Source organism: Enterococcus bulliens, assembly GCF_053761865.1.
In genome coordinates, this window is the sequence record NZ_JBSMXK010000008.1 from 22,749 (window position 1) to 37,938 (window position 15,190).

The 15,190-nt window shown below is 40.2% G+C and carries 16 protein-coding genes; 12 read left to right on the plus strand and 4 right to left on the minus strand.

Annotated features, from left to right (window positions below):
* Nucleotides 1–61: 61 nt before the first annotated feature.
* From deoB to ACWOEC_RS05560, 4 genes are all read left to right on the plus strand, one after another.
* Nucleotides 62–1,228, plus strand: coding sequence for a phosphopentomutase (gene deoB / locus ACWOEC_RS05545; RefSeq protein ID WP_297079412.1), 1,167 nt, complete (start codon nucleotides 62–64; stop codon nucleotides 1,226–1,228).
* A gap of 10 nt (nucleotides 1,229–1,238) precedes the next feature.
* The gene (locus ACWOEC_RS05550; protein WP_297079413.1) at nucleotides 1,239–2,057 is read left to right on the plus strand and encodes a purine-nucleoside phosphorylase; all 819 of its coding nucleotides are present in this window, start codon (nucleotides 1,239–1,241) and stop codon (nucleotides 2,055–2,057) included.
* A gap of 14 nt (nucleotides 2,058–2,071) precedes the next feature.
* Nucleotides 2,072–2,776 carry a purine-nucleoside phosphorylase gene (gene deoD, locus ACWOEC_RS05555; protein ID WP_455306616.1) on the plus strand — a complete coding sequence of 235 codons (705 nt, stop codon included), beginning with the start codon at nucleotides 2,072–2,074 and terminating at the stop codon, nucleotides 2,774–2,776.
* 102 nt (nucleotides 2,777–2,878) lie between these two features.
* Nucleotides 2,879–4,066, plus strand: a complete 1,188-nt coding sequence (locus ACWOEC_RS05560) for an iron-containing alcohol dehydrogenase (RefSeq protein ID WP_455306617.1) — start codon at nucleotides 2,879–2,881, stop codon at nucleotides 4,064–4,066.
* Nucleotides 4,067–4,109: 43 nt separating this feature from the next.
* Here ACWOEC_RS05560 and ACWOEC_RS05565 read toward each other — a convergent pair whose 3' ends face one another.
* Both ACWOEC_RS05565 and rpiA read right to left on the minus strand, forming a co-directional pair.
* Nucleotides 4,110–4,796, minus strand: a complete 687-nt coding sequence (locus tag ACWOEC_RS05565; RefSeq protein WP_016186012.1) for a 2,3-diphosphoglycerate-dependent phosphoglycerate mutase — start codon at nucleotides 4,794–4,796, stop codon at nucleotides 4,110–4,112.
* A gap of 86 nt (nucleotides 4,797–4,882) precedes the next feature.
* Nucleotides 4,883–5,575 carry a ribose-5-phosphate isomerase RpiA gene (gene rpiA, locus ACWOEC_RS05570; protein ID WP_455306618.1) on the minus strand — a complete coding sequence of 231 codons (693 nt, stop codon included), beginning with the start codon at nucleotides 5,573–5,575 and terminating at the stop codon, nucleotides 4,883–4,885.
* Nucleotides 5,576–5,894: 319 nt separating this feature from the next.
* On the opposite strand from rpiA, the gene rpsL reads away from it, so the two are divergent.
* The 4 genes from rpsL to tuf all read left to right on the plus strand — a co-directional run bounded on the left by rpsL (nucleotide 5,895) and on the right by tuf (nucleotide 10,340).
* Nucleotides 5,895–6,308: a 30S ribosomal protein S12 gene (gene rpsL / locus ACWOEC_RS05575; RefSeq protein WP_016186010.1), complete on the plus strand. Its 414-nt coding sequence runs from the start codon at nucleotides 5,895–5,897 to the stop codon at nucleotides 6,306–6,308.
* A 69-nt stretch (nucleotides 6,309–6,377) separates the two neighbouring features.
* Entirely contained in the window at nucleotides 6,378–6,848 is a 471-nt protein-coding gene (gene rpsG / locus ACWOEC_RS05580) for a 30S ribosomal protein S7 (protein WP_016186009.1), read from the plus strand.
* 70 nt (nucleotides 6,849–6,918) lie between these two features.
* Nucleotides 6,919–9,003, plus strand: a complete 2,085-nt coding sequence (gene fusA, locus ACWOEC_RS05585) for an elongation factor G (protein ID WP_455306619.1) — start codon at nucleotides 6,919–6,921, stop codon at nucleotides 9,001–9,003.
* Between the two features lie 149 nt (nucleotides 9,004–9,152).
* A complete protein-coding gene (gene tuf, locus ACWOEC_RS05590; RefSeq protein ID WP_455306620.1) occupies nucleotides 9,153–10,340 on the plus strand; it encodes an elongation factor Tu in 1,188 nt (395 codons plus the stop codon).
* A gap of 32 nt (nucleotides 10,341–10,372) precedes the next feature.
* Here tuf and ACWOEC_RS05595 read toward each other — a convergent pair whose 3' ends face one another.
* Nucleotides 10,373–11,110: a nitroreductase family protein gene (locus ACWOEC_RS05595; protein ID WP_455306621.1), complete on the minus strand. Its 738-nt coding sequence runs from the start codon at nucleotides 11,108–11,110 to the stop codon at nucleotides 10,373–10,375.
* Complete coding sequence (locus ACWOEC_RS05600; protein WP_455306622.1) at nucleotides 11,103–12,515, minus strand: aminotransferase-like domain-containing protein; 1,413 nt, start codon at nucleotides 12,513–12,515, stop codon at nucleotides 11,103–11,105. The genes ACWOEC_RS05595 and ACWOEC_RS05600 overlap by 8 nt, the downstream gene beginning before the upstream one ends.
* Nucleotides 12,516–12,617: 102 nt before the next feature.
* Between ACWOEC_RS05600 and thiD the strand changes: the two genes are divergently transcribed.
* The 4 genes from thiD (at nucleotide 12,618) to rplC (ending at nucleotide 15,180) form a co-directional block, all read left to right on the plus strand.
* Nucleotides 12,618–13,430, plus strand: a complete 813-nt coding sequence (gene thiD, locus ACWOEC_RS05605; RefSeq protein WP_455306623.1) for a bifunctional hydroxymethylpyrimidine kinase/phosphomethylpyrimidine kinase — start codon at nucleotides 12,618–12,620, stop codon at nucleotides 13,428–13,430.
* Nucleotides 13,423–13,965: an ECF transporter S component gene (locus ACWOEC_RS05610; protein ID WP_455306624.1), complete on the plus strand. Its 543-nt coding sequence runs from the start codon at nucleotides 13,423–13,425 to the stop codon at nucleotides 13,963–13,965. The genes thiD and ACWOEC_RS05610 overlap by 8 nt, the downstream gene beginning before the upstream one ends.
* Nucleotides 13,966–14,216: 251 nt before the next feature.
* Nucleotides 14,217–14,525, plus strand: a complete 309-nt coding sequence (gene rpsJ / locus ACWOEC_RS05615; RefSeq protein ID WP_016186002.1) for a 30S ribosomal protein S10 — start codon at nucleotides 14,217–14,219, stop codon at nucleotides 14,523–14,525.
* Nucleotides 14,526–14,550: 25 nt separating this feature from the next.
* On the plus strand, nucleotides 14,551–15,180 hold the full coding sequence (rplC, locus tag ACWOEC_RS05620) for a 50S ribosomal protein L3 (protein ID WP_016186001.1): 630 nt from the start codon (nucleotides 14,551–14,553) through the stop codon (nucleotides 15,178–15,180).
* The last annotated feature ends 10 nt before the right edge of the window (nucleotides 15,181–15,190 follow it).

The window sequence follows — 15,190 nt, forward strand, 5'->3', positions numbered from 1 at the left end:
CAACTTTGTCTTACCCTTTTTATATTATAAAGCATCACCATTAAAAGAAAGTAGGGATAATATGTTTAAACGTGTACATTTGATCGTCATGGATTCAGTAGGTATTGGTGAAGCGCCGGATGCAGATAAATTCAACGATGTCGGTTCAGATACGTTGGGTCATATCGCTAAAGAAGCGGGTTTAACCATTCCTCATCTTGAACAATTAGGTTTAGGGACGATCAAACCATTGACAGGTGTAACAGACGTTAAAGAGCATAAAGGGTATGCAACGAAACTAGAAGAGATCTCAGTCGGAAAAGATACAATGACCGGCCACTGGGAAATTATGGGATTAAATATTAAAACGCCTTTCCGCGTTTTTCCAGATGGATTCCCAGAAGAGTTATTACAAAAAATTGAAGAATTCTCAGGTCGTAAAGTCGTCTGTAACTTGCCTTACTCTGGAACGAAAGTCATTGATGATTATGGTCCAGGACAAATGGAAACTGGCGATCTGATCGTCTATACCTCAGCCGATCCAGTATTGCAAATTGCAGCACATGAAGACATTATTCCGTTAGAAGAGTTGTATCGTATCTGTGAGTATGTCCGCGAGATCACAAAAGATGATCCCTATATGATCGGACGCATCATTGCACGTCCTTATGTGGGAGAACCAGGTAACTTTACGCGTACGGCTAATCGTCATGATTATGCACTCGATCCATTTGGTCATACAGTCTTGGATTCATTAAAAGACAATGGTAAAGATGTAATCGCAGTTGGAAAAATCAACGATATCTTTAACGGACAAGGAATTACGGAATATGTTCGTACAAAGAGCAATATGGACGGTGTCGATCAATTGCTTAAAGTGATGGATAAAGACTTTGAAGGGTTGAGTTTTACAAATTTAGTCGACTTTGATGCCTTGTTTGGTCATCGCCGTGATGTAGTTGGATATGCCAAAGCTATCGAAGATTTTGATGCTAGAATCCCAGAGATCATAGATGCGATGGAAGAGGACGATCTATTGATGATCACCGCCGATCACGGAAATGATCCAACATTCCCTGGAACGGATCATACAAGAGAATATGTGCCACTACTTGTATTTAGCAAAAAAATGGAAGGTCAAGGTAAATTACCTCAAGGCCATTATGCCGATATTTCTGCAACGATTGCCGAAAACTTTGATGTTCCGGCAACAGAAAACGGTGAAAGTTTCTTAAATCATTTAAAATAGGAGTGTAGAGATGACAACATTTAACGAACGTTTAACAGAAACCACGACTTTTATCAAAGAAGCAGGGGTCAAAGAAATCGATTTTGGTTTGATTTTAGGTTCAGGACTAGGTGAGTTGGCTGATGAGATTACCGATGCGATCGTGATTCCTTATGGTGATATTCCACATTTTCCAGTTTCAACAGTTGTGGGACACGCTGGGCAATTAGTCTACGGTGAATTAGCTGGTAAAAAAGTCTTGGCGATGCAAGGACGTTTCCATTTTTACGAAGGCCATTCAATGGATGTTGTGACGTATCCCGTACGTGTGATGGCTGCATTACACGCACATTCATTGATCGTAACAAACGCTTGTGGTGGAGTAAATGAAAGTTTTACTCCAGGAGATTTGATGTTGATCACAGATCAAATCAATTTCATGGGAACCAATCCATTAATCGGGAAAAATATCGATGAAATGGGCCCTCGTTTCCCAGATATGAGTCAAGCTTTTGATCATGAATACCGTAAAGTAGCTAAAGAAATCGGTGAGAAAAGTGGCTTACATCTAAAAGAAGGAGTCTACATGGGATTCACTGGCCCAACTTATGAAACGCCAGCTGAAATTCGTTTTGCCCGTACGATCGGTGCCGATGCTGTCGGGATGTCAACGGTTCCTGAAGTGATCGTAGCCGTACACAGTGGTTTACGTGTCTTGGGTGTATCTTGTATCACAAACTTAGCTGCTGGTATGCAAAAAGAATTAAATCACGAAGAAGTTGTGGAGACCACAGAACGTGTCAAACAAGAATTCAAATCATTGATCAAAGATACGCTAGCTGCGTTATAGAAAGGGACAAAAACATGAGTGTACACATTGAAGCTAAAGAAGGCGAAATCGCAGACAAAATTTTACTACCAGGAGATCCTTTGCGCGCGAAATATATTGCAGAAACGTTTTTAGAAGACATAGTTTGCTACAATAATGTTCGTGGAATGCTAGGTTTTACTGGAACGTATAAAGGAGAACGGATTTCTGTTCAAGGAACAGGAATGGGGATGCCTTCAGCGGGTATTTACATGCAAGAATTGATCCAATCTTACGGCGTGAAAAAACTGATCCGTGTCGGAACATGTGGTGCGATCTCAGAAGATGTTCATGTGCGTGATTTGATCATCGCTCAAGGTGCTGTGACAAGTTCATCGATGGTCCAAAAACATTTTGGTGAATTTCATTTTGCACCGATCGCGGATTTTCAATTGTTGAAAACAGCATATGAATTAGCAACAGAACACGGTGTAACGACACACGTAGGAAATATCCTATCCGAAGATACGTTTTATAAAGATGATATGACGTCTACTTTGCGTCTAGCCGATTACAACGTGATGGGTGTTGAGATGGAAGCGGCAATCCTTTACTATCTAGGAGCTAAATTTGGTGTGCAGACATTAGCGATCTGTACTGTGAGTGATCATATTGTGACAGGTGAAGAAACAAGTGCTGCAGAACGCCAAACAACATTTAATGATATGATCAAAATTGGTTTAGAAACTGCAATCGCATAAGAATCATATAAGAAAAAAGCAGGTATACAAGCTAAATTAGTGGTATACCTGCTTATTTTTTAGTATTGTATACCATGTATTAGATAGAGAGGATGAACATAGATGGAAAATTTTACATTTAATGTAAACACAGATATTCGTTTTGGGAAAGATCGTCTAGGCGAACTACCAGAAGTTTTAAATCAATTTGGAAAACGCGTTTTATTAGTATATGGCGGAGGTAGCATCAAGCGTAGTGGCCTATATGGTAAAATCATGGACCTAATGAAAGAAAACGGCAACGAAGTCTTTGAAGTTTCTGGTGTTGATCCAAATCCACGTATTGAAACAGTAGAACAAGGGGCAGAAATCTGTAAAGCCGAAGCAATCGATGTGATCTTAGCTGTCGGTGGTGGTTCGGTTATCGACTGTAGTAAAGCAATTGCTGGGGGCGCATTTTATGAAGGTGACCTTTGGGAAATGGTTGAAAAACGTGGCTATATGGGCGATGCAGTACCATTAGTAACGATTTTAACATTAGCAGCTACAGGTAGTGAAATGAACCGTGGTTCTGTAATCACAAACTTAAAAACAAAACAAAAATTAGGTTTTGGTGGACCAAGCTTCCTACCAAAAGCTTCATTCTTAGATCCTACATTGACATTTACCGTAAGTGAATACCAAACAGCAGCGGGTTCTGCAGATATCTTTAGTCATTTGATGGAAAACTATTTTGACTTAACACCAGGTACGGATGTACAAGACGGCGTAGCTGAAGGCTTGATGCGTACAGTGATCCAAAATGCACCGATCGCGTTAAAAGATCCAGAAAACTACGATGCACGTGCGAACTTGATGTGGGCAAGTAGTTTAGCATTAAACGGCCTGACAGGTAGCGGTAAAGCCGGTACTTGGTCAACTCACCCAATGGAACATGAATTAAGTGCTTTTTACGATATCACACATGGTATTGGACTTGCGATCTTAACTCCACGTTGGATGGAACATGTGTTAAATGATGAAACAGTGGATAAATTAGCTCGTTTTGCGCGTGAAGTTTTCCACGTTCAAGAAAGTGTTCCAGAAATGGCAGCACGTATGGGAATCCAAAAATTATACGATTACTTTGTAGCATGTGGTATCCCAATGACATTACCAGAAGTCGGAATCGAAGATGATTCTGCTTTTGAAGAAATGGCTGCTCAAGCTGTTGCACACAGCAAAATCGATACGATTGGTTTCCAACCATTGCAAAAAGAAGATGTTGTTGCAATCTATGAAGCATGTATGACACCTTCAAGCTTCATCTAAATTAAAAAAAGAAAACCTTCCTGATTTCAGGAAGGTTTTTTTATTATAAGTAGTATTTTTTCGCTACTGATAAGTCATCGTTTAATTCGTAAACTAAAGGTTGACCAGTAGGGATTTCTAGATCCATGATGTCTTCATCAGAGATTTGTTCGATGTGTTTTGCTAAAGCACGTAAAGAGTTACCGTGAGCTGCTACTAAAACAGTTTTACCGTCTAATAAAGCAGGTGCGATTTCATCTTGCCAGAAAGGTAAAGCACGTTCTAGAGTAACTTTTAAGTTTTCTCCACCAGGTACGTCGCGAGGGTCTAAATCAGCATAACGACGGTCGTTTGCTGCAGAACCTTCATCAGTTGCTTCCATTAATGGAGGCAATACATCGTATGAACGACGCCAGATGTGTACTTGGTCATCTCCGTATTTTTCAGCAGTTTCTTGTTTGTTTAATCCTTGTAATTTACCATAGTGGCGTTCGTTTAAGCGCCAAGATTTTGTTTGAGGTACCCATAATTGATCAGAGTATTCTAAAATGTAGTTACAAGTTTTGATGGCACGAGTTAAAACAGAAGTGTAAGCAACATCGAATTCGATTCCTGCTTCTTTGATTTTACGTCCGCCTTCTTTTGCTTCTTCAACACCTTCAGGGGCTAAATCAACATCCGCCCAACCAGTGAATTGGTTTAATTTGTTCCATTCGCTTAATCCGTGACGAGAAAAAACTAATTTTGGCATAAAAAAACTCTCCTTTTGTGTTGTTTTCCGAAATTTTTCATTCCGTGTTTATTGTACACTTTTTTACATTGTTTTTCCACGAAAATCTATAAGGTATCTGTTTTACTTGGCACGTGGATCGTTTTTACACCATCGGCAGTACCGACGATGATCGTATGGGCCATATCTAGGAATAAACCATGTTCCACTACACCAACTAGATGATCTAATTCATCGGCAAGTGCATGAGGAGCACGGATTTCATCTAAGTGAAGATCGATGATGTGATGTTTACAGTCCGTAAGTAGCTTTTCACCGTCTGCATCCAAACGAAATGTCGGATGATACTCTTGGCTGTTGAAATAACTAAATAGCTGCTCTTCGCCGTATGGGATCACTTCGACTGGTAGCGGGAAGTTTCCTAAATGTTCAACTAATTTTGATTCATCAACGATCCAAATGACTTGTTTAGAATTTGAGGCGACGATTTTTTCAAATAGTAGAGCAGCACCGCCACCTTTGATCCCGTGAAATTCAGCAGAAACTTCATCTGCACCGTCAACGACGACATCGACATATGGGACTTCATCGATTGTTGCAATTGGAATTTGACAGTCACTTGCTTGTTTTTTGGAAGCAAATGAAGTGGGGACACCGGTAATCTGTAAGTGTTCTTCTTGTACACGTCGGCCCAGCTCTTCAATAAAATAGTACGCAGTTGAACCGGTTCCTAATCCTACGATCATGCCATCTGTAATGTAAGAGGCTGCTTCAATTCCTACGAGCTGTTTTAAATTCATGTCCATCACCTTTATGTTTAGATTTGTTACCTCTATTATAGTAAGAAACGTTCAAAATAGACAGTCTAGACCGAAAAGATGAGAAAAAAATTTATCCGAAAAAAAATAAAAAAATAGTTCAAGAATAATTGACACGTTTAAAAATGCATGATACTATGTTTAAGGTGCTTTATATACAGGTCTCATTTCGAGACGTGCTGACTGTGAAAGTACACTTTCATGCAAGGCAACTGTCGTCTGCATTATTTTTTATTGAAAAAAAAGAACCACCTGGATGTGTGGGTCTATATCAGAGAATCAGGAAGGAGGATGACAAGGGATGCCTACAATTAATCAATTAGTACGTAAACCTCGTAAATCTAAGGTTGAAAAATCAAATTCACCTGCACTTAATAAAGGATACAACAGCTTCAAAAAAACTCAAACAAATGTGAGTTCACCTCAAAAACGTGGGGTAGCTACACGTGTGGGAACTATGACTCCTAAGAAACCGAACTCGGCTTTACGTAAATATGCACGTGTTCGTTTATCTAACTTAATCGAAGTTACTGCTTATATCCCAGGTATCGGACATAACTTACAAGAACATAGCGTGGTTTTACTACGTGGTGGACGTGTAAAAGATTTACCTGGAGTACGTTACCATATCGTTCGTGGAGCGTTAGATACTGCGGGAGTTACTGACCGTAAACAATCTCGTTCTAAATACGGAACAAAACGTCCTAAAGCTTAAGTCTTTTAAGACGATAAACAGAACAAAACATACTATAAAAAAACCACTTTTCGGAAGGAGGAGTTACGGATGCCTCGTAAAGGTCCTGTTGCAAAACGTGATGTCTTACCAGATCCTATTTATAACTCAAAATTAGTAACTCGCTTAATCAACCGTGTAATGATCGACGGAAAACGCGGAGTTGCTGCAAATATTATCTACAATTCATTTGATATTATCAAAGAATCTACAGGTAATGATCCATTGGAAGTTTTCGAACAAGCAATGAAAAACATTATGCCTGTATTAGAAGTAAAAGCTCGTCGTGTTGGGGGTTCTAACTATCAAGTACCAGTTGAAGTTCGCCCTGAACGTCGTACGACTTTAGGTCTTCGTTGGGTAGTTAACTACGCTCGTTTGCGTGGAGAACACACAATGGAAGAGCGTCTAGCAAAAGAAATCATGGATGCTGCCAATAACACTGGTGCTTCTGTTAAAAAACGCGAAGACACTCACAAAATGGCTGATGCTAACCGTGCGTTTGCACACTATCGTTGGTAAGATTTACTTGCAATTTTTTGCAAGAAATTTGACAACCATGTACTCGTAACGAGAGGAGAACACAACGAATATGGCAAGAGAATTTTCTTTAAAAAACACTCGTAATATCGGAATCATGGCCCACGTTGATGCTGGTAAAACAACAACAACTGAACGTATCTTGTACTACACTGGTCGTATCCACAAAATTGGTGAAACTCATGAAGGAGCTTCACAAATGGACTGGATGGAACAAGAACAAGAACGCGGGATCACGATTACATCTGCGGCAACTACTGCTCAATGGAAAGGGAACCGTGTCAACATCATTGACACTCCTGGACACGTGGATTTCACGATCGAAGTACAACGTTCATTACGCGTACTTGATGGCGCAGTAACTGTTTTAGACTCACAATCAGGTGTAGAACCTCAAACAGAAACTGTTTGGCGTCAAGCAACAGAATATGGCGTTCCACGTATCGTATTCTGTAACAAAATGGACAAAATTGGTGCAGACTTCTTATATTCTGTATCAACTTTACATGACCGTTTACAAGCAAACGCTCATCCAATCCAATTACCAATTGGTGCGGAAGATGATTTCACAGGAATCATTGACCTTGTGACAATGAAAGCTGAAATCTACACAAATGACTTAGGTACTGAGATTCAAGAAACTGAAATCCCAGAAGAATACCGTGAGTTAGCTGAAGAATGGCATGAAAAATTAGTTGAAGCAGTTGCTGAAACTGATGAAGACTTAACAATGAAATTCTTAGAAGGTGAAGAAATCACTGTCGAAGAATTAAAAGAAGGAATCCGTAAAGCAACTGTAGCGGTAGAATTCTACCCTGTAATGTGTGGTACGGCCTTCAAAAATAAAGGGGTTCAATTATTACTAGATGCGGTAATCGATTACTTACCATCACCTCTAGATATCCCTGCAATCAATGGGATTGACCCTAAAACGGACGAAGAAACTACTCGTCCAGCTGACGATGAAGCTCCATTTGCATCATTAGCATTTAAAGTTATGACTGACCCATTCGTAGGTCGTCTAACATTCTTCCGTGTTTATTCAGGTGTATTAGAATCTGGTTCTTACGTATTGAATGCTTCTAAAGGCAAACGTGAACGTATTGGACGTATTCTACAAATGCACGCGAATACACGTCAAGAAATCCAAAAAGTATACTCAGGAGATATCGCTGCAGCTGTTGGATTGAAAGATACAACAACTGGGGATACATTGTGTGCTGAAAATTCACCAGTTATCCTTGAATCGATTGAATTCCCTGATCCAGTTATCGAAGTAGCTGTTGAACCTAAATCAAAAGCTGACCAAGATAAAATGGGTCTTGCTCTACAAAAACTAGCTGAAGAAGATCCATCATTCCGCGTTGAAACAAACGTTGAAACTGGTGAAACTGTAATCGCTGGTATGGGTGAGTTGCATTTAGATGTATTAGTTGACCGTATGCGTCGTGAGTTCAAAGTGGAAGCAAACGTAGGTGCTCCTCAAGTATCTTACCGTGAAACTTTCCGTGCTGCGACAAATGCAGAGGGTAAATTTGTACGTCAATCAGGTGGTAAAGGTCAATACGGTCACGTATGGATCGAATTTACACCTAACGAAGAAGGTGGCGGTTTCGAATTCGAAAACGCAATCGTCGGTGGGGTTGTTCCACGTGAATACATTCCAGCTGTTGAAAAAGGTCTTGAAGACTCAATGGCAAATGGTGTGTTGGCTGGATATCCATTAGTAGATATCAAAGCGAAACTTTATGATGGTTCTTACCATGATGTCGATTCGAATGAAACAGCCTTCCGTGTTGCTGCTTCTATGGCGCTACGTGCGGCTGCGAAGAAAGCACAACCAGTTATCCTTGAACCAATGATGAAAGTTACTGTAACTGTACCAGAAGATTACTTAGGTGATGTAATGGGACACGTAACTGCTCGTCGTGGACGCGTTGAAGGTATGGAAGCACATGGTAATGCGCAAATCGTAAATGCTATCGTGCCTTTATCTGAAATGTTTGGATACGCAACAACTCTACGTTCTTCAACTCAAGGACGTGGAACATTCATGATGGTATTTGACCACTATGAAGACGTACCGAAATCGATTCAAGAAGAAATCATTAAGAAAAACGGCGGAAAAGCTGAATAATTTTTAATCATTCTTGAAATGCTTCAAAAAACTATATTTTTTTGACAGTTTCGTGTACAATAATGAACGATGATATGGGAAAGGAATCACTCGTTGATTCCTTACCTATCAGATAAAATACTTTAAAACACTTAGGAGGAACATATAAAATGGCAAAAGAAAAATTTGACCGTTCTAAACCCCATGTAAACATTGGTACTATCGGACACGTTGACCATGGTAAAACTACTTTAACAGCTGCAATCACAACTGTTTTATCTAAAAAAGGTTTGGCACAAGCTTCTGCTTACGACCAAATCGATGGTGCTCCTGAAGAGCGCGAACGCGGAATCACTATCTCAACAGCTCACGTTGAGTACGAAACTGATGCACGTCACTACGCTCACGTTGACTGCCCAGGTCACGCGGACTACGTTAAAAACATGATCACTGGTGCTGCTCAAATGGACGGCGCGATCTTAGTAGTATCTGCTGCTGATGGTCCTATGCCTCAAACACGCGAACACATCTTATTATCTCGTAACGTAGGTGTTCCTTACATCGTTGTATTCTTAAACAAAATGGATATGGTTGATGACGAAGAATTATTAGAATTAGTAGAAATGGAAGTTCGTGACTTATTATCAGAATACGATTTCCCAGGCGATGACACTCCAGTTGTTGCAGGTTCTGCTTTGAAAGCTTTAGAAGGCGACGCTTCTTACGAAGAAAAAATCATGGAATTAATGGCTGCAGTTGACGAGTACATCCCAACTCCAACTCGTGACACTGACAAACCATTCATGATGCCAGTTGAGGATGTATTCTCAATCACTGGACGTGGTACTGTTGCTACAGGTCGTGTTGAACGTGGACAAGTTCGCGTTGGTGACGTTGTAGATATCGTTGGTATCGCTGACGAAACTGCTCAAACAACTGTAACAGGTGTTGAAATGTTCCGTAAATTATTAGACTACGCTGAAGCAGGCGATAACATCGGTGCTTTATTACGTGGTGTTGCTCGTGAAGACATCCAACGTGGACAAGTTTTAGCTAAACCAGCTTCAATCACTCCACATACAAAATTCTCTGCTGAAGTATACGTATTAAGCAAAGAAGAAGGTGGACGTCATACTCCATTCTTCACTAACTACCGTCCACAGTTCTACTTCCGTACAACTGACGTGACTGGTGTTATCGAATTACCAGAAGGTACTGAAATGGTAATGCCTGGTGATAACGTAACTATCGAAGTTGAATTAATCCACCCAATCGCGATCGAAGAAGGAACTCGTTTCTCTATTCGTGAAGGCGGACGTACTGTTGGTTCAGGCGTTGTTTCTACAATCCACGCTTAATTCTAACTTTACAATCAAAAAGACTGATGAATTTATTCATCAGTCTTTTTTTGTGCAATTTTTTGAGTATTAATGAAATCATCTACACCACGATTTGGTTCTTTCGCGAAATAGTCCGCAAATTTTTGTGTCCAATCTTTAGTTTCACGTGCTTCACCAAATTTACGCATCGTGTCATCATAGTCTTCAATCTGTTTGCAATCTAGCGGAGTATACCCGTTATAATGGACGATCGTTTCTTTTGGTAAACGTGGTTTAACTTTCATTTCAACGATCGGTTTACCGATACTTAAGCCAGCGATCGGTAAGACGTATTCTGGTAGATTAAGTAGTGTTTTGATTTCAGGTAAATAGTTTCGCACGCTACCAACTGGTACTGCACCAAGACCAAGTGATTCAGTGGCCACTAACGCATTTTCCAATGCAAGTGCGGCATCTGTTGTAGCAGTAATCAATGGATCGAGTCCGTCGATTTGATAGTCGGTATCTTTTTGTTGCGCGACTGTTGCTGTACGGTAAAGATCGGCAACGAATAGTAGAAAAATGGAACTTTTTTCGATATGTGGATTACCAGGATTTAGTCGTACGAACTCTTTGCGAATCGTTGGATCGTCTAGTACGATAATCGAATAAAATTGACCATTCATCCAACTCGGTGCTTGTCTAGCGGCTGCTAAAATCTGCTCTAGATCCTCAGTAGGTAGCTTGTACGTTTCGTCAAAATGACGGTAACTTCGATGTGAGGTTAGTAATTTAATCGTGTCATTCATTGCAATCATCCTTTCTTAATTGGGCATCGATGAACAAAAAACGTTCCTGAAACACTAAAAAATCATGCTCGTCTAACCGAGTATAGTTGATTCTACAGGCTATTGTATCACGACTAAACAAAAAAGCGGGAGCAAGTAGAATATTTTGATCTAAAAAAAGTTGCCAATCTTTACGCGTGAGACGACGTTTTGTATAGGTCAGCCAGTAATAGATCCCGCCATTGATCGGTTGATAGTGCCAATCTTTTAAAGTATCTAAAAAGGTTTCAAAACGTTTGCTACGTATATGTAACTGTTGGATCAAGTAATGTTGTTTTTCGGTATAGGATGGATCTTTTAAGGCAACTGTGGCAAATAATTGTGGAAAGATATCAGTCGTTAATTCGGTTGTTTCTTTGGTTTTTAAAAATGAAGTGATCAAACGTTTTGGTGCAATGATCCAGCCGATGTGAATCAAGGGTGAAAATAATTTGGATAATGAGCCAAGATAGATCACTTGTTCTGGAGCAAGCTCGATCAAGCGTTTTGGCGGTGCGGTAAAGCTTAATTCGTTAAAAACATCGTCTTCTACGATCGGGATATCATAGGTTTTACAGATATCCACGATTTTTTTTCTTCTATTTAAAGACAATGTGCGCCCGGTTGGATTTTGATGGGTAGGGTTCACATACAGTAAATCGATTTTTTGTTGCTGACATAACGTTTCTAAGGCATCTGGCAAAATCCCATATTGGTCTTGTGGCAAGCCTTTTAGTTGGAGGTCTAGTGTAGCAAAAAAAGGTAAAGCGAATAAAAAAGATGGATCTTCTGTTGCCACGCAAGCACCAGGTGCCAAAAGGGTTTGAAGGATTACAGAAAGTCCTTGAGTCGCACCAGATGTGATCAGTAACTCGCTGGGTGTGATCGGTATCGTCATGCGCTTTTGTAAATGCTGCACTAATGCGTTTAGTAAAGGTGTATAACCGGCAGTAGTTGTTTGTTGTGCTTGCTTTAAAATTGTTTCCCATGACATTTCTGGGAAAGAAAAATCTGGTATGAGTTGTTCAGGTAGATCACCGCTAAATAAATCAAGTACATCGGGTGTTGTTTTTTGTTCGTGTACTTTGGTCAAATAAGGGTCCTCTGGTTTTTTTCTAGCATAGTGGGTGTGTTGCAGCCAAGAAAGTGGGGAACGACGATTGGCTAATTGACCGTCATTGACTCGTGTACCGCTTCCTTGTTTTCGAGTGATCCAACCTAAGCTTTGCAATTCTTCTAGGGCACGTACGACTGTCGAACGATTAACAGAAAAATTTTTAGCGATCTCACGTTCAGGGGCTAAACGTTCGCCAGGGAGTAACTGTCCACTTTCGATTTGAGTGATGTAATGGTCCATGATATTTCGATATAACGTTTTTTTGGGCATGACGTTCCTCCTAGATAAATGGTTGGTTTAAAAATAATCCAATTGGCTCTTTTCGTCAACTGACTTTTTCTTTATGCTAAATTTACGACAAGGAGGGATTTAATGAAACGGGTATTAACGATTGCTGGTTCTGATGCAACTGGTGGAGCGGGTTTAGAAGCTGATTTGAAGATTTTTGAAGAATATGGATTATTTGGACAAGCGGCGATTACAACGATCGTTACAATGGATCCTAAAGATTGGTATCACGAGGTTACTGAAATGCCGGTTACACTGGTTGAAAAGCAAGTACAGTCTGCGTTAGATGGCGGTAAAGTAGCTGCAATTAAAACTGGGATGTTAGGCAATGAAACGATTATTGAGAACATCAGCCATTATTTGTCTCCAGAGTTTACCGAGCATATTATCATCGATCCAGTGATTGCGTGTAAGGGGACTGCCCAAATCTTGCAGCCAAAAAGTGTTGTCGGGATTAAACGGTTTTTATTGCCCAAAGCGCAAATCGTAACGCCCAATTTAGTTGAAGCAGGCATTTTATCTGATTTAGGAGAGTTGACGAGTGTGGAATTGATCAAAGAAGCTGCAAAAAAAATCCATTATCAAGGAGCGAAGCATGTGGTGATCAAAGGTGGGAAACGTTTTGCCGGACATCGTGCACTGGATGTTTTTTATGATGGGACAAGTTTTGAAATGCTAGAGTCTGCTAAAATCGATTCGCAAAATAATCACGGTGCAGGATGTACGTTTGCTGCAGCGATTACTGCAGGTGTTGCAACGGGGATGAACTATTTGGATGCTGTGATCAAGGCGAAAGAAGTCGTTTATCAAGGGATCTTACATGGTGCATCGTTTAATGCTTACGTGGGACACTTGAATCACTCAGCTTATTTTAGAAAAGGAGAAAATCATGGCTAAATCATCGATTCATACCGTCGTATTTATCGCCTTGTTTTCTGCGCTGACATTTATTGCTACTACGATTAAAATTCCGTTACCGACGGGTGCATTTGTTCATTTGGGAAATGCTGTACTGGTGCTTTCCGTTTTGCTGTTAGGTTTCGTTAGAGGATCGCTTGCAGGTGGGATCGGCTTCTTTTTATTTGATCTCGTCAACGGTTATTTGACTGAAGCACCGTATTTCTTACTAGAGGCCTTTATTGTCGGCGGTGTGACGTATGGCGCCTTTTTACTATTTAAAAAACAGCCGAATGCTTTATGGCAATTACTGGTGATTGCAAGTGCAGCTGGTGTTGCGAAAATAGGTATGACACAACTAAAAAATACGGTTATGCAATTATGGTTAAGTTCACCAAATCTCACCACGGCTTTTTTTGCGGCGACGGTGAAATTACCTGCGACGCTGACTAATGTGGTTTTAACGATTTTTGCCATCGCATTGCTTTATTTTCCATTAGTTAAAGCCTTTAATCGCTTGCGAATAGCTAAATAAAAGAGAAAACGGAACTTTTTTGAAAAAGTTCCGTTTTTTATGAAAAAATACTTGCTATTTAAGTTCATCCATACTATAATCGTAGAGGTGTTGCTTAGCTGTAGAGCTAGTAATATTGGTAGAACAGTTTGTTCTGCCGGCTAAGAAACGAGAGGTTGCGACACGCCCGGACGCTTTGCCATGGACGAGCGTGACGGAAAATTTTCGTGGAGCTATGTCTACTTTTCAAAATAGGCGAAGGAGGGAAAACAATGGCAAAACAAAAAATTCGTATCCGCTTAAAAGCGTATGAACATCGTATTTTAGATCAATCTGCGGAAAAGATCGTAGAAACTGCAAAAAGAACTGGAGCTGACGTTTCTGGTCCAATTCCATTACCAACTGAACGCAGTCTTTACACTGTAATCCGTGCGACTCATAAATACAAAGATTCTCGTGAACAATTCGAAATGCGTACACATAAACGTTTAATCGATATCGTGAATCCAACACCAAAAACTGTTGATGCATTGATGAAACTTGATTTACCATCAGGCGTAAACATTGAAATTAAACTATAATTAAAAATAAGATGGAGGTGTAATCATGACCAAAGGAATCTTAGGGAAAAAAGTGGGGATGACTCAAATCTTTACTGAATCTGGTGAACTTATTCCAGTAACTGTTGTAGAAGCTACTCCTAACGTAGTATTACAACTGAAAACAATGGAAAATGACGGCTACGAAGCTGTTCAAGTAGGATACCAAGATTTACGTGAAGTTTTAAGTAACAAACCTGCGAAAGGTCATGTTGCAAAAGCAAACACGGCTCCTAAGCGCTTCATTCGCGAATTCAAGGATGTTGAGCTAGAGGGCTTAGAAGTAGGATCAGAAGTTAAAGTTGACGTATTCCAAGCTGGAGACATCGTTGACGTGACAGGAACAACTAAAGGTAAAGGATTCCAAGGCGTTATCAAACGTCACGGACAAAGCCGCGGACCTATGTCTCACGGTTCTCGTTACCATCGTCGTCCTGGATCAATGGGTCCTGTAGCACCTAACCGTGTGTTCAAAAACAAACGTCTTGCAGGACGTATGGGCGGAAATCGCGTAACTATCCAAAACTTGGAAGTTGTACGTGTTGATGCTGAACGTAACGTTATCTTAATCAAAGGTAACATTCCTGGAGCGAAAAAATCATTGATTACAATTAAATCAGCTGTGAAAGCTAAATAATTAGATAGGA